The following is a 23,306-nucleotide window of genomic DNA, read 5'->3' as shown; positions in this document are numbered from 1 at the left end:
CCGACCCGATCGCGTCACCACACCGGCGACGTCGTCCACGAGAACACCCGCCACACCACCCGCTTCGTGGTGATCGGCAACCACCTCACCCAGCACCCCGAACTGTCGCTGCTCGCGATCGGCCCCGGCTGCCACATCCAGTCGCCGCCCACCGGCATCCCCGTGGACATCAAGAGCCTCACCGCCCGCTGCGCAACTGCGACGGCTGCGACGACTGCGGCCACGCCTTCCGCGCCCCGTAACCGAAACCCTCTGCCGCGCCTGCCGCACAGCCGCCGCTCACCCCTGAAGCCAGTAAGGAAACCCATGGTCAGCCCGCCCCATGAGGCGATGCACCGCATCTTCCAGCACGACCCCGGACTCTTCAGCCGCGTCTCGCGCTTCCTCGGAGTCGACATCCCCACCCCGGTGAAGGCGACAGCCCTGCCGACCGACCTGACGGAGACCAACCCCGTCGAACGCCGGGTCGACACACTCCTCCGGTTCGAGACCGCGGAGCAGGGCGCCTTCCTCCTGGCTGTCGAGGCCCAGAGCAGGAAGCACCCGGACAAGCCGGCGAGCTGGGCGTACTACACCGCCTACCTGTGGACGAAGTACCGTCTGCCCACGGCCCTCCTGGTCGTGTGCCAGGACCACGCCACGGCCAAATGGGCCGAGCAGTCGGTGAGCTGCGGACCGCCCCAGATGCCCACTCTCACCCTTCACCCCGTGGTCGCAGGCCCGCACAACATGCCCGTGATCACCGATCCGGAGGAAGCCCGCGCCGACCTGGCCCTGGCCAGTCTGGCGGCCATCACACACGCTGCCGAACCGGTCGTCGATGCGATACTGAAGGCCCTGTCCACCGCACTGCGGGACGAGCCCGAAGACATCGCGAGTCCCCTCATCGAATTCACCGCACAGGGCCTGGGCAAGAACCCGGCCAAGCACCTCTGGAGGAACCTGGTGGCCGTGGACCTCTCCTTCTACAAGTCCTACCTCGCCGAAGAGGTTCGGGCAGAAGTCCGAAAAGAAGTCCGGCAGGAAGTCCGCGAAGAAGTCCAGCGGGAAGTCCGGCAGGAAGTCCGCGAAGAAGTCCAGCGGGAAGTCCGGCAGGAAGTCCGCGAAGAAGTCCGGCGGGAAGTCCGGCAGGAAGCCCGCGTCGAGGGCCGCGCCGAGGACATCCTGTTCGTCCTGGAGCAGCGTGGCCTCGACGTCTCCGACGACGTCCGCAGCCGCATCACGGACTGCACCGACCCCGACCTCCTCCGCCACTGGCTCGCCCGCGCCGTGACCGCCCCGAAGGCCGAAGAGGTCTTCGAGGGCCAGTAGACCCCACCCCTGATGTGACTCAGGTCGCATCAGGGGGCATAGCTCGTGAGCTTGACCAGGCCTCGCGAGGGGCAAGAACTTCCCCGTCGACCGCTAGACAAATTTGACTAGCCATCTCTTCGAAGGAGCCCGTATGACCCACCTCCCCGACACCGGATACACCCCGACCGCGCAGGACCGTGCGAGCCTCGACGCGTGGTTCGCCGAGTACGACGCGGCGAGCGCGAAGCGTGACGTCGAGCGCATGGCGGACCTGGCCGTGTTCCCCCTCAACCTCGTGAGTGACGACTCCGCGGGCGACGGGCGGTCGGCGCAGTGGGGCCGGGAGCGGTTCGTCGCGGTCATGACCCAGGTGATGGGCGAGGGGGGTCAGGACACCACCTTCGAGTCCACCCGGACCCCGGTGTTCCTGTCCCCCTCGATGGCCGTGGTCTTCACGGACTCGACCATGACCGCCGACGGCGAGTCCCAGCGGCTCCGCTATGCCGACATCCTGCTCAGACGGGACGGGAAGTGGGCGTTCCAGACCATGGTCCAGGGCGGCTGGGGGGACAACCTGCGATGACGTCCTACGAGTGCCCCAGCTCCGCCGCCGACGTGTCCTCCGTCGCCGGGACCGAGCCGGAGTCGGGGGACGGGCGGAGGGGGAACGGGTCGACGCGGGTCTCGTCGATGACCGGCGGGGCCGGCTGCGGGGGCTTCGGCATGACCGCGGCCTCGGAATGGCCGCCGCAGCCGTAGGCCAGGGAGACGACGTGGCCGTCGGCCGGGGAGAACTCGTTGGCGCACACCCCGAACGCCTGGCCCAGCGAGCCGCCGATGGGAGTGAGGAAGCCGCACGACATGCAGGAGGCGGGGGCCGCCTGCGCCATCGGGGTCTTCGCGCCGAACGCCTCCTCCCAGCGGTCGGCGGCGGTGTGCAGGCCGTAGCGGGACAGGACCCGGGCGCGGCGCATGCCGAGTTCCCCGGCGATCGCCGCGATCGTGCCGCGGGACGGGGTCACCGCCAGGTGGGCCGGGGTGCCCTCCGTGACCTCGGCGTCCTCCGCCTCCACCAGGTCGGCCATCTCGCCGGACACCGCGGAGTTCGGCGGGGGCTCCTCCTCGCCGAAGAAGCCGGGCTCCAGGCGCAGGTCGTCGGCGTCGGTGGGGAGGAGGTCACCGGGGCCCATGTCACCGGGGCGCAGCCGCTCGCTCCACGGCACCCACTCCGGTGCGAGGACCGCGTCGGGGCCGGGCAGCAGCGCCGCCTCGTCGACCGTGACGATCTTGGCGCGGGAGGCGCGGGCCACGGTGACGGCCCAGCGCCAGCCGCGGTAGCCGGGCTCGTGGCACCCGAAGAAGTGGGTGACGACACGGTCGCCCTCGGAGACCAGCCCTTCGTGCTCGCCCACGACCCCGGGCGCGGCGACCTCCTCGGCTGCGGCGCGGGCGAGGTCGACGGCCTCGGCGCACAGGCGGTCGGGGGTGCGGCTTCGCGTTGTCGCTGCGCTCACAGGTATCGCTTCTCTCCTACGCCGTCTCACGAGTGCGCCACTCCCGAGCGCGGGGGGCGGACGGAGCGGACAGTGGGACCGCGTCGACGTCCGCGCCGCAACGTGCTCGGGCGCGCCTCCATCCATTCTGCGGGATGGCTGAGATACGCACGCTACCTGCTCGCGTGCCCTGGGCCTACACCGACGGTTGTTACGGAGTCCCGCGCGCCGGTTTCCAGGGGTTTCCGGCCGCCCCCGGGGCCGGTTCCCCGGCAGCCTCCGGGGACGGGTTTCCGGCCGCCCCCGGCGTTCCGCCGTACAGCCGCACCCCGGACGGCGTCCACGGTGATACGGCATTACACACCGCCTTCCCGGGGCACTATGGCGTCGTGGCTACCGCGAGGACACCCCAGGACGCCACCGGGACCGGTGGGCCGAAAGGGGTCAGGGGCAGCGGCCGACGCTTCGGGACGAACCGGGCGGGCGGCCCTCTTCGCGCGTTCGGACGTGCCCTGCACCTGCCGGTGACCGGAACCGCACGGGGCATCCGCCGGGCGACCCACGCGCACGGCGCCGGGGAGTCCGGGCTCGGCAAGCTGATCGAACTGCACGGCGTGAACGGCGCCGGCGACGTCATGATCACGATCGCGCTGGCGTCCACCGTGTTCTTCTCGGTGCCGACCGACGAGGCGCGCGGGCGGGTCGCCCTCTACCTCGCCATCACCATGGCTCCGTTCACCCTGCTCGCCCCGGTGGTCGGCCCGCTCCTGGACCGCCTCCCGCACGGCCGCCGCGCCGCCATGGCCGGCGCGATGCTCGCCCGGGCGCTGCTCGCGCTGGTCCTGTCCGGCGCGGTCGTCACCGGCGGACTGGAGCTGTACCCGGCGGCGCTGGGCGTGCTGGTCGCGTCCAAGGCGTACGGCGTGGTCAGGAGCGCGGTCGTGCCACGGCTGCTGCCACCCGCCTTCTCCCTGGTGAAGGCGAACTCGCGGGTGACGCTCGGCGGGCTGCTGGCGACCGGGATCGCCGCGCCGATCGGCGCGGGCCTGCAGCAGATCGGGCCGCGCTGGCCGCTGTACGGGGCGTTCGCGATCTTCGTGACCGGGATGTTCCTGTCCTTCCGGCTGCCGCCGAAGGTGGACTCCGCGAAGGGCGAGGACGTGGCGCTGCTCGCCGCCGACGAGCGGCACCTGCACGGCCCGCACAGCGCCTCGGAGAAGCGCCCGGGACTGCGCACGGTCGGCCCGGCCGTCACCCACGCGCTCGGCGCCAACGCCTCCATCCGCTGCCTCACCGGCTTCCTGATCTTCTTCCTCGCCTTCCTCCTGCGCGAGCACCCGATGACGGGTCAGAACGCCGCGGTGTCGCTCGGCATCGTGGGCGTGGCGGCAGGCGCGGGCAACGCGCTCGGTACGGCGGTCGGGGCGTGGCTGCGGTCGCGCGCCCCGGAGATCATCATCGTGACGGTGGTGGCGTGCGTGGCGAGCGCGGCGACCCTGGCCGCCGCGTTCTTCGGCTCGGTCCTGGTGGCGTGTCTCGCCGCGATCGCCGGGTTCGCGCAGGCGCTGGCCAAGCTGTCGCTGGACGCGCTGATCCAGCGGGACGTGCCCGAACTGGTACGGACGTCGGCGTTCGCGCGCTCGGAGACGCTGCTGCAGATGGCGTGGGTGCTGGGCGGCGCGATCGGCATCGCGATGCCGCTGATCGGCGCGCTGGGGCTGGCGGTGGGCGCGACGATCGTCGCCGCGGGCTGGCTGACCACGGTCCGCGGGCTGATCCGTTCGGCCCGGCAGGGGAACGCGGGGCGGGCGCGTGTGGCGTAACACCACGGCCACGCCGTACCCCGCATGGGGGGTGCGGCGGACGCGCCAGATAGCCTTCGCCCCATGACCACGTTGCCCCGCGGCGCAGCCGCTATGAGTCACCGCGCTGTGCGACGCCGCCGTGCCGTCGCCGCCGTCGGCGCCGTATCCGCCGGACTGCTCGTCCTGGCCGCCTGTGACAAGCCGACGTCGATGGCCACCATCACGGTGGGCGACGACTCCGTGAGCTCGGAGGCCACCTGCGGTGGCGAGGGCGAGGCCCTGAGCTCCAAGACGCTCAACGAGTGCCTGAAGGACAAGGGCATCGACGAGATCTCCGTCGACCCCACCGAGACCGTGCGCTTCGGCGTCGACCCGGACATCGCCGACAACGGCTGGACCATCCTGATGAACGGTCAGCCGCTGGTCGAATCCAGCAAGAAGACCTACCAGGCCATCCCGGGCAGCGTGTTCTTCAACGCCCAGTACGGCGCGCAGGGCGACTCGACCCTGGTGTCGATCAAGGAGGGCGAGGAGTCGGCCACGGGTCTGTGGTCCTTCCGGCTGAAGAAGCAGGACGACTGATCACGTCGCCGTCACGCGTTCTCGTGGCCACCGCGGTCCCCGTCGAGCGGGACGCGGTGGCCGGGGCGTTCTCCGGGCCGGTGCGGGAACTCCCCCTGCCCGGGGCGACACTGCACCGGGTCCCCGGCGGGCCCGACCTGCTCGCCGCCGGGGTCGGCCCGGCGCTCGCCGCCGCGTCCACGGCCGGCGCGCTCACCGCCGCCGCCCTCGACGGTCGGCCCTACGGCCTGGTCGTCTCCGCCGGGATCGCCGGCGGTTTCCCGCCGCACGCGCCCCTCGGCCGTCTCGTCGTGGCCGACGAGATCACCGCGGCCGACCTGGGCGCCGAGACGGCCGACGGTTTCCTGCCGGTCACCGACCTCGGCTTCGGCACCGTCGCCCACCGGCCGCCCGCCGCCCTGGTACGGCAGGCCGCCGCCGCGGCCGGAGCGCTCACCGGGACCGTGCTCACCGTGTCGACGGTGACCGGCACCGCCGACCGCGCCGCCGCGCTCCGCGCCCGTCACCCGCGCGCCCTCGCCGAGGCCATGGAGGGCTTCGGGGTCGCCGAGGCCGCCGCCGCGCACGGCGTGCCCGTACTGGAGGTGCGGGCGGTGTCGAACCCCGTCGGCCCGCGCGACCGCGCCGCCTGGCGCATCGGCGACGCCCTGACGGCCCTCACCGAGGGCTTCGGGAAGCTCGCGCCCGTCCTCGAGAGTTGGAACCGGCATGACCACCCCTGAGCAGCAGCGGCTGCGGATCGCCTACTCCCCCTGCCCGAACGACACCTTCGTCTTCGACGCCCTCGCCCACGGCCGCGTCCCCGGCGCGCCCGCCGTCGACGTGACGTTCGCCGACATCGACCTCACCAACGGCATGGCCGAGCGCGGTGAGCTGGACGTGCTGAAGGTGTCGTACGCGGTGCTGCCGTACATCCTCGACGACTACGCCCTGCTGCCCTGCGGGGGCGCGCTGGGGCAGGGCTGCGGGCCGCTGCTACTGGTGCGGGAGGAGGGCGGCGGGGGCGCCTCCCACGCTTTCGGCAGGGGGGGACCGGTGGGCCGCACGGTCGCCGTGCCGAGCGAGCGGTCGACGGCGTACCTGCTGTTCCGGCTGTGGGCGGCGGACGTCGTACCGGGCGGGGTCGGGAAGATCGTGGTGATGCCGTTCCACGAGATCATGCCCGCCGTGCGGGACGGGAAGGTCGACGCGGGACTCGTCATCCACGAGGCGCGCTTCACGTACCGGAACTACGGGCTGCACCGGCTGGCCGACATGGGCGAGCACTGGGAGCGGACCACCGGGCTGCCGATCCCGCTGGGCGCGATCATCGCGAAGCGGTCGCTGGGCGAGGAGACGCTGACACGACTCGCCGACTCCATCCGCACGTCCGTGCGGATGGCCTGGGACGAGCCCGAGGTGTCGCGTCCGTACGTCATGGAGCACGCCCAGGAGATGGACCCGGCCGTCGCCGACCAGCACATCGGGCTGTACGTCAACGAGTTCACGGCCGATCTGGGCGAGGACGGGTACGCGGCCGTACGGGGGCTGCTCACGCGCGCGGCGGCCGAGGGGCTGGTGCCGCCCCTCGGCCCGGACGCGCTGCGGTTCCGCTGAAGGCCAGGACGTCCCAGGCGTCCCAGGCGTCCTAGACGTCCAGCTGGTCGGCGACCGCGCGGAGCAGGCCGGCGATCTTCTTTCCGGCCGCGCGGTCGGGGTAGCGGCCCCGCTCCAGGGGCTGCGTGATGCCCTCCAGCAGGGTCGTCAGGTCCTGGACGATGGAGGCCAGCTCGTCCGGCTTCTTGCGCTGGGCCGCCGCGACCGACGGGGCCGGGTCCAGGACGGTCAGGGAGAGGGCCTGGTCGCCGCGCTGTCCGGCGACCACGCCGAACTCCACGCGCTGGCCCGGCTTGAGGGCCTCGACTCCGGCGGGGAGGACCGAGGAATGCACGAAGACGTCGCCGCCGTCGTCACGGGAGAGAAAGCCGAAGCCCTTCTCGCTGTTGAACCACTTGACCTTGCCGGTGGGCACGTCCGTCCTCGTCCTCGTACTCGTAGGGAAAACTGCTTCGGAAATCGGCTCTGGATAGCACTCGGGCGGGCCCGATGACCCGCCACCACCAAGGCTAATGGTCTTCAGGCCGCTGACAAGACGTCACCCGGTTGTTCTTTCGCGCTGGGAACTACCCTGGTCCGGTGCGTGACAAAAACCAAGCGAATTCCCCCGCGCCCGGTGACGGCCTGGTCCGTGCCGGCGCCCTCGTCTTCTTCGTCGGCGCCGTGGCCACGCTGGTCACCGTGGCCCCGTTGTTCCTCGGTACGACACCCTTTCCGACGTACATGTTCGGACTGAGCATGTTCATGGCTATCGGATTCCTGATGGCCGGCGCGGGCGTACTGCGTTCGGTCGCGGCGGGACGCCGTCGGGCACGGGCGGGACAGGTTTCCGGGCCGGTTTCCGGTCAGCGGCCCGAGAAGTAGTCCGAAAACCACCGCGGGAATTCCGTCAGACCGGCGAGGACGACGTCCGCGCCGGCCTCGCGCAGCGCGTCGGGGCCGTACGGGCCGGTGGCGACCGCGACGGACAGCGCGCCGGCGGCCCGCGCGCCGCGCACGTCGCCCAGGTGGTCGCCGACGTAGACGGCGGCCCCGTGCTCGCGCAGCGCGAGCGCCTTCCGCTCGGCCCACAGGTCGCCGATCACGGCGTCCGGCTCGATCCCGAGGTGGGCCAGGTGCAGCTTGGCGTTGGGCTCGTACTTGGCGGTGACGACGATCGCCCGCCCGCCCGCCTCCCGTACGGCCGCTATCGCCTCACGGGCGCCGGGCAGGGCGGGCGTGGGCGCGATGGCGTACCCCGGGTACATCTCCCGGTACAGGTCCGCCACCTCGTCGACCCGCTCGGCCGGGAACCAGTTGACCAGCTCGTCCACCAGCGGCGGCCCGAGCCGGCCGACCGCGAGGTCGGCGTCGATGTACGTCCCGGTCCGCTCGGCCAGTGCGAGGTAGCAGGCGCGGATGCCGGGGCGGGAGTCGATGAGCGTCATGTCGAGGTCGAAGCCGACGGTGGGCGGGAGGAGGGCGGTGAGGGCCATGTGGGCCATTGTGCCCAGCGCCCGCTGCGGGCAGTCGGGCCTGACCCGGCTGCGGGCAGTCGGGCGCTGGGGCGGCCCGGGTGGGCGCAGCGGCACCTGGCCGGCGCCGTGAGCGCAGCCGGACGCCCGGGGCGGGTCGTCGCCCGCCCCTTCCCGTCCCGTCCCGTCCCGTCCTCGGGGCGCCGCCCCCGGGCCCCCGCTCCTCAAACGCCGGAGGGGCTGAACGCAGCCGACGGCTCAGCGTCGGCGCTGGGAGCGCCAGACCAGGAACAGGGCCGTGGCGAGGGCCGCGGCCCGGACGACCCACGGCCACGTCTCGGAGATCGCGTCGTTCATCCGGCCCTGGGGGACGGGAGCGCCCCAGCGGCCCTCCGTCCTGCCCCAGAGCCAGACGACGCCGCCCGCGAGCGCGAGACCGGGGAGGACGACCACCGCCCACTTGACCTCCGCCTGGGTCAGGCGGCGGGAGGCGTAGGCGATGAGCCAGCCCAGGATCAGGGCGCGCCAGTCGCCGATCACGGTTCCCGCGACCAGCAGACCGGCGGCGAGCAGGAGCAGGGGGTTGCTCCAGCGGCCGGAGGGGAGGCGCGGGAGGCGGCGGCGGGAGGCGGCGGCGGGCTCCGCCTCGGGGGCGGCGGTGACGGCGGCCGGGCCGGGCGGCGTCTCCTCCGCCTTCTCCTCCTTCGCCGGGGGCGGTTTGAGCAGTTCGGGGATCTCGACGCCGCCGACGAAGCCCGGCACCTCGTCGCCGACGCCGAACGCGCTGCCGTCCATCCGCCACCAGTCGGGCTGGGTGGCGCTGTCGCCGAGTTCGTCCGTGCCGGCCCGGTGCGGCGGGGACGGCACGCCGACGGGGGCGGGGCCGCCGTCCGGCGTCCCGGTCGGGCGGGGACGGGGGACGATCCGGCGCAGCATGCCCTTGGGGCGGTCCCCGCGGGCCTCGGCGCCGCGTTCCGGCTCCCGCTGCACCGGGACGGCGGCGGACGGCGCGGGGGCGGCGGCGCTCGGGACGGGGGCACCCGGGGCGGCGCCGGAGGCGTCCTCGGCCACCGTGACGACCTCGGTCGGTGTGCCGATGCGGGAGATGATGCGGCGGACCGCGGCGGGGGAATCGACCACGGCCTTCGCCCGGCGCCGGTCGATCTCGTCGCGCAGCTCGGCGACCAGCCGCATGCGGGCCGCCGACGGCAGCTGCCGTTGCTGCGCCACGTCGCCGACGCGGCTCAGATACTCGTAGACGACCTGGTCGCTCTCGATACCCACGAAGTCCCCTCCGGGACGGATGCGTCGGGACACCGTCGTCCGACGGTACCGCGAGTTGGGCCGGCCGACCCAACTCCCGGCACTCCACGGACGTACCACCCGCTAACGTGAGACGGATGAGCACCGAGGAGAACCCCGCGGCGGCCCCCCGATCCCTCGCCGAGGCCCTTCGGGAGCGGGACGACGTCTCCCTGGCCGCACTGCTGCGCAGCCGGCCGGACCTCATCACACCCGTGCCCACCGACCTCACCCAGCTCGCCACCCGCGCCGGCACCCGCGCCTCGGTCGTACGGGCGCTGGAGCGGCTGGACCGGTTCACGCTGCAGACGGCGCAGGCGCTGGCCGTCGCGGCGGACCCGGCGTCGTACGAGGAGCTGCTCGGACTGCTGGCCGGCGACGACGGTGACCCGGCGGTCTCCGCCGCGCTGCCGCACGCGCTCGGCGGCTTGCGCGAGCAGGCTCTGGTGTGGGGCGGCGACGACCGGCTGCGGCTGGTCCGGACCGCCCGTGAGCTGCTGGCGCCGTCGCCGCAGCACCCGTCGCCGACCGGGCTCGGCCCGACGGTGCGGGAGGCCACGGCGGGGATGTCGCCGGGACGGATCCAGGAGATCGTGGCGACGGTGGGGCTGCCGTCGACGCACGACTCGGTGTCCGCCGTGGCCTCCCTGACCGCCTTGTTCGACGACCCGGCGCGGATGTCCGCACTGCTCGACGAGGCGCCGGCCGAGTCCGTGGAGGTGCTGGAGCGGCTGGTGTGGGGCCCGCCGTACGGGCAGGTCACCGCCGATCCCGGCCCCCGGCTGCGCTGGCTCCTGGACCGGGGGCTGCTGCTGCCGACGGCGCCCGGGACGGTCGTCCTGCCGCGCGAGGTGGCGCTGCGGCTGCGGGCCGGGCGGGCGCACCGGACGCCGGAGCCGTTTCCTCCGCCCGTCGGGGCCGCCGCCACGCACCGTCCGCAGGTGGTGGACGCGACGGCGGCCGGGCAGGCGTACACGGCGCTGACGACCGTCGAGGAGCTGCTGAAGGACTGGCACGAGGGCGGCCCGGCGGTGCTGCGGGCCGGCGGGTTGAGCGTGCGGGACCTGAAGCGGACCGCCGTCGCACTGGACGTGACCGAGCCGGTGGCCGCGTTCTGGGTGGAACTCGCCTACGCGGCCGGGCTGCTGGCCCCCGACGGGGAGGCCGACGAGCGGTACGCGGCGACCCCGGAGTACGACGAGTGGCGCGAGCGGCCGGCCGCGGAGCGGTGGGCGCAGCTGGTCACGGCGTGGCTGGCGGCGACGCGGACGCCGGGGCTGGTCGGCGGGCGGGACGCGAAGGACCGCGCGCTGTCGGCCCTGGGCCCGGGCCTGGACCGCTCGGCGGCCCCGGAGGTACGGCACCGGGTCCTGACCCTGCTGGCCGGCCTCCCGGAGGGGGCGGTTCCGGCCACCGAGTCGCTCCTGGCACGGCTGCGCTGGGAGCGCCCGCCGCGCGGAGTCGGGCGGGGTCCCGCCGGGACGGGCGTGTCACCGGCGGAGGGTGCTCGCGGTGCCGACGGCGCGGGAGCGGGGGTCTCCCCGGCAGCGGGGGACGGTGAGGATCTGCGGGCGCGGGTCGCGCGGTGGACGCTCTCCGAGGCGGAGATGCTCGGGATCACCGGGCGCGGCGCCCTGTCCGCGCACGGGAGGGCGCTGATCGGCGCGCCCGCGGCCCGGCGGGCGGAGGCGGAGCCCGAGGGACCGGGCGACAAGCTGCCCGTGCACCACAGGACCGCCCCGGCGCCGGCGCCGCCCTCCTCCGCCGAACGGGCCACGGCCGCCGCTGCCGCCGCCCGGCTGCTCGCACCGCTGCTGCCCGAACCGCTGGACCACGTGCTCCTCCAGGCCGATCTGACGGCGGTGGCGCCGGGTCCGCTGGAGCGGCCGCTCGCCGACATGCTGGGGGTCCTCGCGGACGTGGAGTCGAAGGGTGGCGCGACCGTCTACCGGTTCACGCCCGGCTCGGTACGGCGCGCCCTCGACGCCGGACGGACCGCCTCCGACCTGCACGCCTTCCTCACCGCGCACTCCCGTACGCCGGTGCCGCAGCCGCTGGCGTACCTCATCGACGACGTCGCCCGCAGGCACGGGCACCTGCGGGTGGGCGCCGCCTCGGCCTACGTCCGCTGCGACGACGACGCCGTGCTCAGCGAGATCCTCGCCGACAAGCGGGCCGCGGGACTGGGCCTGCGCCGGCTGGCCCCGACCGTGCTGGCCGCGCAGGCCGGTCCGGCCGGTCTGCTGGAAGGGCTGCGCGCGATGGGGTTCGCGCCTGCCGCCGAGTCCGCGGAGGGCGACGTGGTGATCGCCCGGGCCGACGCCCACCGCACCCCGCCGCGCACCCCTCCCGCACCGGTCCCGGACGGGCCGCCGGTCCCCGACGACACCCTGCTCGCGGCGGCGCTCCGCGCCGTGCGCGCCGGCGACCTCGCCTCCACCGCCCCGCGCAAACCGGCCGCCGGGGGCGACCCGGGCCGCGGGGAGCCGCCCCGCACGACCGCCGCCGAGACCCTCGCCACCGTGCAGGCAGCCGTCCTCACCGGCGAGGCGCTGTGGATCGGCTACGTCAACGCCGAGGGCGGGGCCAGCCAGCGCGTCATCGCCCCGGTCCGGGTCGAGGGCGGCTTCGTCACGGCGTACGACCACACCGCGGACGAGGTGCGTACGTATCCGCTGCACAGGATCACGGGGGTCGCGGAGCTGGCGGACGACGAGGACTGAGCCGTTCGGGTGCACGGCGGGCTCCATGCACACCACGCCGGGCCGTTCCCCCGACGAGTGAGGCTTGTGGGGCGTCGCGCATCGGGTCCTCGTTCCGGTCCGATCCGTTGCGCGTTCCGATCCGTTCCTTGTTCCGATCCGTTTCCCGTTCGCTGCGGGCCGGCCCCTCGTCCAGGGGCCGGCCCGTCCCGGTCGGCCGAAGACGAAGGGGGTCCCGCGCCTTCAAGGGGGTCCCGCGCCTTCCCCGTTCCGCGCGGCGGCCGTCCGTCCTTCCGCTCCCGCGCTCGTCGCGGTGCTCGCCCCGGCCGCCGCGGCGCTGCCGTTGCCGAACCCGGCCGCCGCGGGGGCGCTCGTCGCCGAGGGGTGACCCCCGGGCGCGCTGGTGAACAACCTCACGCCGCCCTCACTGATGTGGCCCGGTCCGCTCAGGACCACCGACGCGCGCGATCGGGCAGACTGGAGGTTTGGCCGTGCAGTGCCCGTGCCGAGCCCGTCGCAGAAAGGCAGCCGCGCGTGAATGGTCCTCTCATCGTCCAGTCCGACAAAACTCTGCTCCTCGAGGTCGACCACGAGCAGGCCGACGACTGCCGTCGGGTCATCGCGCCGTTCGCCGAACTGGAGCGGGCACCCGAGCACATCCACACCTACCGGGTGACCCCGCTCGGCCTGTGGAACGCGCGGGCGGCCGGACACGACGCCGAACAGGTCGTGGACGCGCTGGTGCAGTACAGCCGCTATCCGGTGCCGCACGCGCTGCTCGTCGACATCGCCGACACCATGGACCGCTACGGCCGGCTCAGCCTGGTCAAGCACCCGGCGCACGGCCTCGTCCTGACCAGCACCGACCGGCCGGTCCTGGAGGAGGTGCTGCGCTCCAAGCGGGTCGCCCCGCTGGTCGGCGCCCGCATCGACCCCGACACGGTGATCGTGCACCCTTCGGAGCGCGGGCAGATCAAGCAGACGCTGCTGAAGCTGGGCTGGCCGGCCGAGGACCTCGCCGGGTACGTGGACGGCGAGGCGCACCCCATCGAGCTGGTCGAGGACGGGTGGGCGCTGCGCCCGTACCAGAGGCAGGCCGTGGAGAACTTCTGGCACGGCGGTTCCGGTGTGGTCGTCCTCCCCTGCGGCGCGGGCAAGACGCTGGTAGGCGCCGGTTCGATGGCACAGGCGAAGTCGACCACGCTGATCCTGGTCACCAACACCGTCTCGGCCCGCCAGTGGAAGCACGAGCTGGTGAGGCGGACCTCGCTGACCGAGGACGAGATCGGCGAGTACAGCGGGACGAAGAAGGAGATCCGCCCCGTCACCATCGCCACCTACCAGGTGCTGACGACGAAGCGGAAGGGGATCTACCCCCACCTGGAGCTGTTCGACTCCCGGGACTGGGGTCTGATCCTCTACGACGAGGTGCACCTGCTGCCCGCGCCCGTCTTCAAGTTCACCGCCGATCTCCAGGCCCGGCGGCGGCTCGGCCTGACCGCGACCCTGGTGCGCGAGGACGGCCGCGAGTCGGACGTGTTCTCGCTGATCGGCCCGAAGCGGTTCGACGCGCCGTGGAAGGAGATCGAGGCGCAGGGCTACATCGCCCCGGCCGACTGCGTGGAGGTCCGGGTCAGCCTCACCGACTCCGAGCGGCTGGCGTACGCGACGGCGGAGCAGGAGGAGAAGTACCGGTTCTGTTCGACGACGGCGACCAAGCGGAAGGTGACGGAGGCGATCGTCCGGCGGTTCGCGGGGCAGCAGATCCTCGTCATCGGGCAGTACATCGACCAGCTGGACGAGCTGGGCGAGCACCTGGACGCGCCGGTGATCAAGGGTGAGACGTCGAACGCCCAGCGGGAGAAGCTGTTCGACGCGTTCCGGCAGGGCGAGATCAACGTCCTGGTGGTGTCCAAGGTCGCGAACTTCTCGATCGACCTGCCGGAGGCCACGGTCGCCATCCAGGTGTCGGGCACCTTCGGGTCACGGCAGGAGGAGGCGCAGCGGCTCGGCCGGGTGCTCCGTCCCAAGGCCGACGGGCACCAGGCCCACTTCTACTCCGTGGTCGCCCGGGACACCATCGACCAGGACTTCGCGGCGCACCGCCAGCGGTTCCTGGCGGAGCAGGGGTACGCGTACCGGATCATGGACGCGGACGAGCTGCTGGCCGACAGCTGAACGGCGACCGCGCACGCGCCCCGGCGGCGGACCGCCGGGAACGCCGGCGGGGCGGCGCGCACCGACGCGGTGTCGGCGTACGCCGCCCTGGGGCGGGACGCGGCTCGTTCCCTCATGGGGGGGGTTACCTCGGGTCCCGGGTGAACCTGGCGGCCGACCAGAAGTAGCCGAGCACCGCCAGGCCCAGGCACCAGGCCACCGCCAGCCATCCGTTGTGGCCGACCTCCGTGCCGAGCAGCAGCCCGCGCAGGGTCTCGATGGCGGGGGTGAAGGGCTGGTACTCGGCGATCGGCTGGAACCAGCCCGGCATCCCGTCGACCGGGACGAAGGCGCTGGACAGGAGCGGCAGCAGGATCAGCGGCATCGCGTTGTTGCTGGCCGCCTCGGCGTTCGGGCTGACCAGGCCCATGCCGACGGCGATCCAGGTGAGCGCCAGGGTGAACAGCACGAGCAGTCCGAACGCGGCCAGCCACTCCAGGGCCGTGGCGTCCGTGGGGCGGAAGCCGATGGCCACGCCCACGGCGCCGACGAGGACCACGCTCGCGACCGACTGCAGCACGCTGCCGAGGACGTGCCCGATGAGCACGGAGCCCCGGTGGATGGCCATCGTGCGGAAGCGGGCGACGATGCCCTCGGTCATGTCGTTGGAGACGGAGACCGCGGTGCCGATCGTGGTGGATCCGATGGTCATCAGCAGCAGGCCGGGCACGATGTAGGCGATGTACGCGGACCGGTCGCCTCCGCCGTCCCCGAGGCCGGCGCTCATCGCGTCGCCGAAGATGTAGACGAAGAGCAGCAGCAGCATGATCGGCGTGAGCAGCAGGTTCAGGGTGAGCGACGGGTAGCGCCGGGCGTGCAGGAGGTTGCGGCGCAGCATCGTGGACGAGTCGCGCACGGCCAGGGCGAGGGTGCTCATCGGACGGCCTCCTTGGACGGGGCGGGGACGGCGGCGCCGCCGGTCAGGGCGAAGAACACGTCGTCGAGGTCGGGGGTGTGCACGGTCAGCTCGTCCGCCTCGACGCCGGCGGAGTCGAGCCGGTCGAGGACGGCGCGCAGTTCGCGCTGGCTGCCGTCGTTCGGGATCTGCAGGGCGAGGGCACCGTCGTCCCGGGATGCCTCGGGCAGGGCGGAGGCCGCGGACCGGTAGTCGGCCGGGTCGGTGAAGCGGAGCCGGACGTGTCCGCCGGGGACGAGGCGCTTGAGCTCCTCGGCGCTCCCCTCGGCGGCGATCCTGCCGTCGTTCAGCACCGCGATGCGGTCGGCGAGTTCGTCGGCCTCCTCCAGGTACTGGGTGGTGAGGAGGACGGTGACGCCGCCGGTGACCAGTTCGCGGATGATCTGCCACATGGTGTGGCGGGAGCGCGGGTCGAGGCCGGTGGTCGGCTCGTCGAGGAAGATGATCCGCGGGCTGCCGACCAGGGTCATGGCGATGTCGAGGCGGCGCTTCATGCCGCCGGAGTAGGTGGAGGCGGGCTTCTCCGCCGCCCCGGTGAGGTCGAACCGCTCCAGCAGCTCGGCGGCCACCCGCCGCCCCTCGCGCCTGGGGAGGTGGTGCAGGTCCGCCATCAGGAGCATGTTCTCCTCGCCGGTGATCAGACCGTCCACGGCGGAGAACTGGCCGGTGACCCCGATCGCGGCCCGCACGGCCCGGGGGTCGGTGGCGAGGTCGTGGCCGCCGACGCGCAGGTCGCCGGCGTCCGCGGTGACGAGGGTGGAGAGGATCTTGACGGCGGTGGTCTTGCCGGCGCCGTTCGGGCCGAGCAGGGAGAAGATCGTGCCTTCCGGGACGGTCAGGTCGACGCCGTCGAGCACGACCTTGTCGCCGTAGGACTTGCGCAGCCCGTTCGCCGCGATGGCCAAGCCGGTCACGGGGGGTCTCCTCTCCAGGTTCACAGGCTGCGGGCGGTGATGTCGCCGTAGGCGGTGGTCGCGTGGACGGTGAGGCCGGCGGCGGCGCCGTCGGCGTTCCTGAGCGTGTTGTGGACCCGGCCGTGGCCGGCGCCGGCGTCCAGGGAGGCGGAGACCCCGCGGGCGGCGCCGACGGAGATGTCGCCGTGCCCCGTGCGCAGCGTGACCGTGCCGCGCACGGTCTCGGTGACGCGGACGTCGCCCTTCCGGGTGCTGATCTCGCCGGGGCCGCCCAGGCGGCCGACCGAGACGTCGCCGGCGAGGACGGCGAGGCGGACACTTGCGGCCTCGTCGAGCTCGACCGGGCCCCGCGCGCCCTCGAAGGCGACGTCGCCGAGCCGGCCGACGCCCCGGAGCTCCGCGTCGGCCGTCCTCGCCTCGACGCGGGAGCCGACGGGCAGCCGGACGGTGACCTCGACGGATCCGGACGGGCCGAGGAACCGGTTGTCCGCCGGCGGCCCCTCGATCCGCAGGACGCCTCCGTCGTATTCGACCCTGGTCCGCTCCACCGCCTTCCTGTCGCGGCTCTTCGCGGCGTCCGCGGGGAGGACCTCGACCACGGTGTCGGCCCGGTCGGCGGCGATGAACCGGATGCGGCCCGCGGGGACGTCGAGGACGACCGAGAGGGGGGCGGGGGTGTCGAACTGCATCGTGCACTCCTTCGGCTTGTCGTTTCTGACAACCGAAACGCTACGTTGCGTTCACGACTACGGCAACAAGCTTGTTGCACTCAACATACATTAATCCAGTTCAGCGCCTACATATCGTTGCAACGGTTCGGAATTTAACGCAACAAGCAGATCCCGCTCGTTGCAATGAATGAAGGGTGAACGCTATGCTGGAGGCCTCATGGACCATGAAGGAGACCGCGTTGCCCGGAGGCAGGCTCACCCAGCAGGAACGCCAGCAGATCGCCCTGGGGCTGGCCGACGGGCTCGCCTACGCGGAGATCGCCAGACGTCTCGACCGCCCCACCTCGACGATCACGCGTGAGGTGATGCGCAACGGCGGACCCGCCGCCTACCGCGCGGATCTGGCCCACCGCGCCACCGAACGCCGCGCCCACCGGCGCAGACAGGCCGCACCCCGGGGACCGAAGGCGCTCCCGGAGGAGCACGGACGCGACCCGGAGGCCGTGCGCGAGTACGAGGAGACGCTCACCACCGCCTTCATCGCGTCGGGCACGCCCAAGATGATGGCCCGGGTCATGGCCTGCCTGACCCTCACCGACAACGGGAGCCTCACCGCCGCCGAGCTCGCCCAGCGCCTCGAGGTCAGCCCGGCGTCCGTCTCCAAGGCGATCACGTTCCTGGAGGACCAGGGCCTCATCCGCCGGGAACGCGAGGAAGGCCGCCGTGAGCGCTACGTCTTCGACGAGGACATCTGGTACCAGTCGATGATGGCCAGCGCCCGTTCCACCGCCCAGGTGGCCGAGACCTCCCGGCAGGGCGTCGGCGTCATGGGGCCCGGCACACCGGCCGCCACGCGCCTGGAGAACGCCGCCCGCTTTCTCGACTTCGTCGCCGAGACCATGATCCGCGCCGCCGGGCAGGCCCGCGAGGTCCTCTACGCGAAACCCGGGACGGCCTCGGACGACACCGCCGGACAAGAACCTGCCCACCGGTGACCGGCCCACCGCGGGCGCGACGGCCGCCGTGCGGCCCGGGGCGGGCGAGGGGGGCACCGCCTACCTGCGGCGGACGCCCGCCTCCTCGCCGTACTCACCGAGGACGATCACGTCGAAGGCGGCGCCGAGGAACACCCTCACGGCGCGCAGGGCGTCGCCGAGGCGGTGCGGACGGCCGCCCTGGAACGCGGTCGCGCCGGCCGGCCGCACCGGCGGTGTGGTGGGGTGGAGGGTCGCTGCGCTCATGTCTCCATGGTCGCTCTCCGGCCCTGCGGCGGACATCGGCCAAAGGGACCGGTCCGCCGGCCCTCCGGGTACGTCTCCGGGGGACCCGTGCCCCTCAGCCGGGACGGCTCGTCCCCCAGGGGGCGAGCCGGCGGATCAGCGGCCGATCCTGTCGAGCTCGGCGAGGTCCTCACCGGACAGCGCGAGACCCGCGCCGGTGATGTTCTCCCGCAGGTGCGCCACCGACGAGGTCCCCGGGATGAGCAGGATGTTGGGCGACCGGTGCAGCAGCCAGGCCAGGGCGACCGACATCGGGCGGGCACCGAGCCGGGCGGCCACGGCGGAGAGCGCCGAGGACTGCAGGGGGCTGAAACCGCCGAGCGGGAAGAAGGGCACGTAGGCGATGCCCTGCTCGGCGAGCCGGTCGACGAGTTCGTCGTCCTGACGGTGGGCGAGGTTGTAGAGGTTCTGCACGCAGACGAACGGGGCGATGGTCTGTGCCTCGGCGATCTGGTCGGCGGTGGCGTTGCTCAGGCCGAGGTGCCGGATCAGGCCCTGCTGCTGGAGTTCGACGAGGGTCCCGTAGGCCTCGGCGAGCGAGCCGGGCTGCGGGCCTTCGGCGTCGCCGAGCCGGAGGTCGACGAGGTCCAGCGACTCCACGCCGAGGGTTTCGAGGTTGCTGTGGACGGCCCGGCGCAGGTCGTCCGGCTCCCGGGCCGGGGGCCAGCCGCCCTGCGCGTCGCGGACCGCACCCACCTTGGTCACGATGTGCAACGAGTCGGGGTAGGGGTGCAGCGCTTCGCGGATCAGCCGGTTGGTGACGTGCGGCCCGTAGGCGTCGGCGGTGTCGATGTGGGTGATGCCGAGACGCACGGCCTCGCGCAGGACGGCGAGCGCGCCGTCGTGGTCGGCCGGCGGCCCCATCACGCCGGGGCCGGTCAGCTGCATGGCCCCGTAACCGAACCGGGTGACGGTCAGATCGCCCATCGTCCAGGTGCCGCCGGGGAGGGATGTGGTCGGAGTGCTCATGCCCCCACCGTCCACGTCCCCGGCCACCCCGCCCAGGTCCCCGCCGATCCTGGGAGTGACAGGGACAGGAACGAACGGCCCCGCGCGCCTAGCATGAGGGACATGCCTGAGGAGAACCTGCTGGGTGACTACCTCCGGGCGCGCCGGGAGCTGGTGACGCCCCAGGACATCGGGCTGCCGGCCCACGGGATGCGCCGCGTCCCGGGGCTGCGCCGTGAGGAAGTGGCCATGCTCGCCGGCATCAGCTCCGACTACTACCTGCGGCTCGAACAGGGCCGCGACCGCAACCCGTCGGCGCAGGTCCTCGACGCGCTGGCCCGGGTGTTCCGGCTCGACGACACCGCCACGGGCTACCTCCACCAGCTCGCCGCGCCGCGCCCCCGCACCCGTCGCCGGCCCCGGCGACGGACCGTTCCGCCGGCCACGGCACAGCTGCTCCGGACGGTCGGGCTGCCGGCCTTCGTGACGGACAGGTCCCTCGACGTGGTCGCGGCCAACGCGCTCGCCGCCGCCCTGGTCCCGAACGTGCGGGTGGGGGAGAACCGGCTCCGGTCGTTCTTCCTCGACCCCGCCGAGCAGGCGCTGCACACGGACTGGGCCCACACGGCGTCCCGGTGCGTCGCCGCCTTCCGCAGACGTCTCGGGTCCGACGTCGACGACCCGCGGGTCGTCCGGATCGTCGGCGAACTGTCCCTGGCCAGCGAGGAGTTCCGGCGGGTGTGGGCGCGCCACGACGTCCGGCCGCCGGGCAACGGAACGATCGGGATGAACCATCCGCAGGTCGGCCGGCTGAACCTCACCATGTCCAAACTGGACGTCGACGGCCCCGACGGGATGATGCTCGCGCTCTACCACGCCGAGCCGGGGACCGAGGACGCCGAGCGGCTCGCCCTGCTCGCCTCGCTGACCGCGGGACCGGGGCGGCGGCCGGTCGACGTGCCCGGCGTGCGGGGAGCGGACGGCTCGCCCCGTACGGGCTGACCGGCGCGGCCACGGGCGTGCCCGCCGTGCCCGCCCTCGTCCGGCGCACAAACCGTTTGGACCGCACCGGTTCCGCGTCCTAGAATCTCCGCTCTTGCCCGCCTCCCCTCACGGAGCGCCGCCGTCCGGACGGAAACCGGCCGGCATTCCGCCGCAGCAACCAGCAGCAGGTTCCCCGGAGGCACCCCCTTGTCCGCGTCCACGCCCGTAGACGAGTCCGCAGACGGTTCCACGACCACCCCCGCGGACGACCCGCTCGCCCGCGAACGCGCCCACCTCGCCGCGTCCCGCTGCGCGCTGCGCGCCATGCGCGAGGACGCCGAGGCCCTCGACATCAGCGACGTCACCGCGAACTGGGTCAACGCGGCCGTCCTGGAGCGCCAGACCGGGGAGCGCATCAAGGCGCTGGCCGACCTCGGCGACACCCCGCTGTTCTTCGGCCGCCTCGACCACCTGCACTCCCCCGGCGCCGAACAGGCGGAGGGCGCGGAAGGGGAACGCTTCTACGTCGGACGCCGGCACGTGCACGACGCGGACGGCGACCCGATGGTGATCGACTGGCGTGCGCCGGTGTCCCAGCCGTTCTACCGGGCGTCCAGGAAGGACCCGCACGGCATCGCGCTGCGCCGCCGCTTCGGCTACACCGGCGGCGACCTCACCGCGTACGAGGACGAGCACCTCTCCGACCCGTCCGAGGCGGCCACCACCAGCAGGCTGCTCCAGCAGGAGATCGAGCGTCCGCGCGTCGGCCCGATGCGGGACATCGTCGCCACGATCCAGCCCGAGCAGGACGAGATCGTACGGTCCGGGCTGTCCGGCAGCGTGTGCGTGCAGGGAGGTCCGGGGACCGGCAAGACGGCCGTCGGTCTGCACCGGGTCGCCTACCTCCTCTACGCCCACCGCGAGCGGCTCGCCCGCACCGGCACGCTGGTCGTCGGGCCGAACCGCTCCTTCCTGCACTACATCGAGCAGGTGCTCCCCGCGCTGGGCGAGCTGACGGTCGCGCAGGCCACGGTGGACGACCTGGTGGCGCACGTGGAGGTGCGCGGGACGGACGAGGCGCAGGCGGCGGTGGTCAAGGGCGACGCCCGGATGGCGCGGGTCCTGCGCAGGGCCCTCTACTCCCACGTCACGATGCCCACCGAGCCGGTCGTGGTCGTGCGCGGATCGCGCCGCTGGCGGGTTCCGGCGTACGAACTGGAGGAGATCGTCCGGCAGTTGCTCGACCGCGACATCCGCTACGGGGCCGCCCGCGACGCCCTTCCGCAGCGCATCGCGCACGCCGTGCTGGTGCAGATGGAACGGGCGGGCGAGGCCCCGGACGACAGGGTCCAGGACGCGGTGGCCCGCAACGCCTCGGTGAAGGCGGCGGTGAAGGCGGTCTGGCCCACCGTCGATCCGGCGAAGCTGGTGCTGCGGCTGCTGGGCGACGCGGAGTTCCTGGCGGAGCACGCGGAGGGACTGCTCGACGAGCAGGAGCAGAAGACGGTCCTGTGGGCGAAGCCCGCGCGCTCGGTGAAGTCGGCGAAGTGGTCGGCGGCGGACGCGGTGCTGATCGACGAGGCGGCCGACCTCATCCAGCGCACGCACTCCCTCGGGCACGTGGTGCTCGACGAGGCGCAGGACCTGTCCCCCATGCAGTACCGGGCGGTGGGCCGCCGCTGCACGACCGGCTCGGCGACCGTCCTGGGCGACCTGGCCCAGGGCACCACCCCGTGGGCGACCCGCAGTTGGGAGGAGGCGTTGGCCCACCTGGGCAAACAGGACGCGGTGATCGAGGAGCTGACGGCCGGTTTCCGCGTCCCCACGGACGTCATCACCTACGCCTCCCGGCTCCTGACGCACATCGCGCCGGGCCTGACCCCGGTGGCGTCGATCCGCGAGAACCCGGGCCTCTTCGAGGTCCGCCGGGCCGGGGGGACGGACGACGTGGTCTCCGCCTGCCGCGAACTCCTGCGCAACGAGGGCTCGGTGGGCCTGATCGCGGCGGACGTCCGCGTCCCGGAACTGGCGCGGGCGCTGACGACCGCCGGGATCGCGTACGTCGCCCCCGGCGAGGAGACGACCCACACCACCCGCCTGACCCTGGTCCCGGCCTCCCTGGCGAAGGGCCTGGAGTACGACTACGTGGTCCTGGACGAACCCCGTGCGGTGGTGGACGCCGAACCGGACGAACGCACGGGCCTGCGCCGCCTGTACGTGGCCCTCACCCGAGCGGTCTCGGGTCTGGTCGTGACGCACACGGCCCCGCTGCCGGACCAACTGACGTAACCACCGATGCGGGCAATCGTGCCTCCCCAGTGCCTCAAGGGCCTGGGAGGCACCCCCGGTCGGCACGGGTGGGCGCGCCGGCACCCCGCAGGCACCGGCACCCCGCAGGCGCCGGGCCGCGCGCCCCACCCCCGCCCAGCGGCGACGCCGGGCGGCAAGGAGGCGAACGCTCAGTCCCCCAGCACCCGCCGCCACCGCGCGACGGCCTCCGCCGAGACCGGCCCGCCCCACCCCTGTGGCCGCGCCGCGCCGCCGATGTGGAAGGCGTCGATGCCGGCCTTCAGCAACAGCGGCACATGGTCCAGCCGCAGCCCGCCCCCCACCAGCAACCGCTGCTCGTACCCCGGCTCCCCCCGCCGCCCCGCCTCCGCGAGCAGGGTCGGCAGCCCGGCGTCCACCCCACCGGCCGCCCCGGCCGTCAGGTAGGTGTCCAGGCCGGGGAAGTCCGCGAGCTGCTTGCGCAGGGCGTCCCGGTCGGCGGCCCGGTCGATGGCCCGGTGGAAGGTCCACCGGCACCCCTCCAGTTCACGGGCCAGCCGCTCCACCGCCCCCAGGTCCACTCCCCCGTCCGGGTCGAGGAACCCGAGCACGAACTCCTCCGCCCCGGCCCCGCGCATCGCGCGCGCGGCCTCCACCAGCCGCTCCACGGACCCCGCCGCGAACCCGTCCGCCAGCCGCAGCATCACCCGCACCGGGATGTCCACGGCCGCCCGGATGCCCGCGACGGTCTCCGCGGCCGGTGTCAGCCCGTCCGCAGCCATGTCGGTCACCAGCTCGAGGCGGTCCGCACCTCCGGCCTGGGCGGCGACCGCGTCCTCGACGTCGAGGGCGATCACCTCCAGGACTGCGCGCTTGCTCAT

22 protein-coding genes are annotated in these 23,306 nt (G+C 73.5%); 12 read left to right on the top strand and 10 right to left on the bottom strand.

What is annotated here, in order from left to right:
* Positions 1 to 306 precede the first annotated feature (306 nt).
* Positions 307 to 1,311, top strand: a complete 1,005-nt coding sequence (locus KYY02_RS00325) for a hypothetical protein (RefSeq protein WP_371235697.1) — start codon at positions 307 to 309, stop codon at positions 1,309 to 1,311.
* 133 nt (positions 1,312 to 1,444) lie between these two features.
* Positions 1,445 to 1,876: a DUF4440 domain-containing protein gene (locus KYY02_RS00320; protein WP_371235341.1), complete on the top strand. Its 432-nt coding sequence runs from the start codon at positions 1,445 to 1,447 to the stop codon at positions 1,874 to 1,876.
* A 4-nt stretch (positions 1,877 to 1,880) separates the two neighbouring features.
* On the opposite strand, the gene KYY02_RS00315 is transcribed toward KYY02_RS00320, so the two are convergent.
* Positions 1,881 to 2,807, bottom strand: a complete 927-nt coding sequence (locus tag KYY02_RS00315; RefSeq protein ID WP_371235340.1) for a DUF3027 domain-containing protein — start codon at positions 2,805 to 2,807, stop codon at positions 1,881 to 1,883.
* A gap of 368 nt (positions 2,808 to 3,175) precedes the next feature.
* Between KYY02_RS00315 and KYY02_RS00310 the strand changes: the two genes are divergently transcribed.
* From KYY02_RS00310 to KYY02_RS00295, 4 genes are all read left to right on the top strand, one after another.
* Positions 3,176 to 4,609: an MFS transporter gene (locus KYY02_RS00310; protein ID WP_371235339.1), complete on the top strand. Its 1,434-nt coding sequence runs from the start codon at positions 3,176 to 3,178 to the stop codon at positions 4,607 to 4,609.
* A 63-nt stretch (positions 4,610 to 4,672) separates the two neighbouring features.
* Complete coding sequence (locus tag KYY02_RS00305; RefSeq protein ID WP_371235338.1) at positions 4,673 to 5,173, top strand: DUF2771 domain-containing protein; 501 nt, start codon at positions 4,673 to 4,675, stop codon at positions 5,171 to 5,173.
* A gap of 23 nt (positions 5,174 to 5,196) precedes the next feature.
* A complete protein-coding gene (locus tag KYY02_RS00300; protein WP_371235337.1) occupies positions 5,197 to 5,895 on the top strand; it encodes a futalosine hydrolase in 699 nt (232 codons plus the stop codon).
* Complete coding sequence (locus tag KYY02_RS00295; protein WP_371235336.1) at positions 5,882 to 6,769, top strand: 1,4-dihydroxy-6-naphtoate synthase; 888 nt, start codon at positions 5,882 to 5,884, stop codon at positions 6,767 to 6,769. Before KYY02_RS00300 ends, KYY02_RS00295 begins: the two co-directional genes overlap by 14 nt.
* Positions 6,770 to 6,800: 31 nt before the next feature.
* Here KYY02_RS00295 and KYY02_RS00290 read toward each other — a convergent pair whose 3' ends face one another.
* Positions 6,801 to 7,184 (bottom strand): cold-shock protein, encoded by a 384-nt coding sequence (locus KYY02_RS00290; RefSeq protein WP_371235335.1) that lies wholly within the window; start codon positions 7,182 to 7,184, stop codon positions 6,801 to 6,803.
* A 164-nt stretch (positions 7,185 to 7,348) separates the two neighbouring features.
* On the opposite strand from KYY02_RS00290, the gene KYY02_RS00285 reads away from it, so the two are divergent.
* Entirely contained in the window at positions 7,349 to 7,633 is a 285-nt protein-coding gene (locus tag KYY02_RS00285; RefSeq protein WP_371235334.1) for a hypothetical protein, read from the top strand.
* On the opposite strand, the gene KYY02_RS00280 is transcribed toward KYY02_RS00285, so the two are convergent.
* Positions 7,615 to 8,244, bottom strand: coding sequence for an HAD family hydrolase (locus tag KYY02_RS00280; RefSeq protein WP_371235333.1), 630 nt, complete (start codon positions 8,242 to 8,244; stop codon positions 7,615 to 7,617). The genes KYY02_RS00285 and KYY02_RS00280 overlap by 19 nt on opposite strands.
* 237 nt (positions 8,245 to 8,481) lie before the next feature.
* Entirely contained in the window at positions 8,482 to 9,507 is a 1,026-nt protein-coding gene (locus tag KYY02_RS00275; RefSeq protein ID WP_371235332.1) for a hypothetical protein, read from the bottom strand.
* A 116-nt stretch (positions 9,508 to 9,623) separates the two neighbouring features.
* On the opposite strand from KYY02_RS00275, the gene KYY02_RS00270 reads away from it, so the two are divergent.
* Complete coding sequence (locus KYY02_RS00270; protein WP_371235331.1) at positions 9,624 to 12,248, top strand: helicase-associated domain-containing protein; 2,625 nt, start codon at positions 9,624 to 9,626, stop codon at positions 12,246 to 12,248.
* Positions 12,249 to 12,761: 513 nt separating this feature from the next.
* Positions 12,762 to 14,405, top strand: a complete 1,644-nt coding sequence (locus KYY02_RS00265) for a DNA repair helicase XPB (protein WP_371235330.1) — start codon at positions 12,762 to 12,764, stop codon at positions 14,403 to 14,405.
* Between the two features lie 124 nt (positions 14,406 to 14,529).
* Here KYY02_RS00265 and KYY02_RS00260 read toward each other — a convergent pair whose 3' ends face one another.
* Genes KYY02_RS00260 through KYY02_RS00250 form a run of 3 tightly spaced genes read right to left on the bottom strand, consistent with a single transcriptional unit; the run spans position 14,530 to position 16,963 of the window.
* Positions 14,530 to 15,321 carry an ABC transporter permease gene (locus KYY02_RS00260; protein WP_371235329.1) on the bottom strand — a complete coding sequence of 264 codons (792 nt, stop codon included), beginning with the start codon at positions 15,319 to 15,321 and terminating at the stop codon, positions 14,530 to 14,532.
* A complete protein-coding gene (locus tag KYY02_RS00255) occupies positions 15,318 to 16,274 on the bottom strand; it encodes an ATP-binding cassette domain-containing protein (RefSeq protein ID WP_371235328.1) in 957 nt (318 codons plus the stop codon). Before KYY02_RS00255 ends, KYY02_RS00260 begins: the two co-directional genes overlap by 4 nt.
* Positions 16,275 to 16,294: 20 nt before the next feature.
* Positions 16,295 to 16,963: a DUF4097 family beta strand repeat-containing protein gene (locus tag KYY02_RS00250; protein WP_371235327.1), complete on the bottom strand. Its 669-nt coding sequence runs from the start codon at positions 16,961 to 16,963 to the stop codon at positions 16,295 to 16,297.
* Positions 16,964 to 17,184: 221 nt separating this feature from the next.
* Between KYY02_RS00250 and KYY02_RS00245 the strand changes: the two genes are divergently transcribed.
* The gene (locus KYY02_RS00245; RefSeq protein ID WP_371235696.1) at positions 17,185 to 17,940 is read left to right on the top strand and encodes a helix-turn-helix domain-containing protein; all 756 of its coding nucleotides are present in this window, start codon (positions 17,185 to 17,187) and stop codon (positions 17,938 to 17,940) included.
* Positions 17,941 to 18,000: 60 nt separating this feature from the next.
* Here KYY02_RS00245 and KYY02_RS00240 read toward each other — a convergent pair whose 3' ends face one another.
* Both KYY02_RS00240 and KYY02_RS00235 read right to left on the bottom strand, forming a co-directional pair.
* The gene (locus tag KYY02_RS00240) at positions 18,001 to 18,186 is read right to left on the bottom strand and encodes a hypothetical protein (protein ID WP_371235326.1); all 186 of its coding nucleotides are present in this window, start codon (positions 18,184 to 18,186) and stop codon (positions 18,001 to 18,003) included.
* A gap of 135 nt (positions 18,187 to 18,321) precedes the next feature.
* Positions 18,322 to 19,194 (bottom strand): aldo/keto reductase family oxidoreductase, encoded by an 873-nt coding sequence (locus tag KYY02_RS00235; RefSeq protein ID WP_371235325.1) that lies wholly within the window; start codon positions 19,192 to 19,194, stop codon positions 18,322 to 18,324.
* Between the two features lie 93 nt (positions 19,195 to 19,287).
* On the opposite strand from KYY02_RS00235, the gene KYY02_RS00230 reads away from it, so the two are divergent.
* Together KYY02_RS00230 and KYY02_RS00225 are read left to right on the top strand one after the other, a co-directional pair.
* Positions 19,288 to 20,175, top strand: a complete 888-nt coding sequence (locus KYY02_RS00230; protein WP_371235324.1) for a helix-turn-helix domain-containing protein — start codon at positions 19,288 to 19,290, stop codon at positions 20,173 to 20,175.
* A 189-nt stretch (positions 20,176 to 20,364) separates the two neighbouring features.
* On the top strand, positions 20,365 to 22,446 hold the full coding sequence (locus KYY02_RS00225; protein WP_371235323.1) for a HelD family protein: 2,082 nt from the start codon (positions 20,365 to 20,367) through the stop codon (positions 22,444 to 22,446).
* 170 nt (positions 22,447 to 22,616) lie between these two features.
* Here the strand turns inward: KYY02_RS00225 and KYY02_RS00220 are convergent, their stop codons facing one another.
* Entirely contained in the window at positions 22,617 to 23,306 is a 690-nt protein-coding gene (locus KYY02_RS00220; protein WP_371235322.1) for a copper homeostasis protein CutC, read from the bottom strand.

Origin of the sequence: Streptomyces pimonensis (assembly GCF_041380215.1) — a bacterium.
Taxonomy (GTDB): domain Bacteria; phylum Actinomycetota; class Actinomycetes; order Streptomycetales; family Streptomycetaceae; genus Streptomyces; species Streptomyces pimonensis.
Note: the sequence above shows the minus strand (reverse complement) of the source record. Positions and strands in the feature narration are given on the sequence as shown.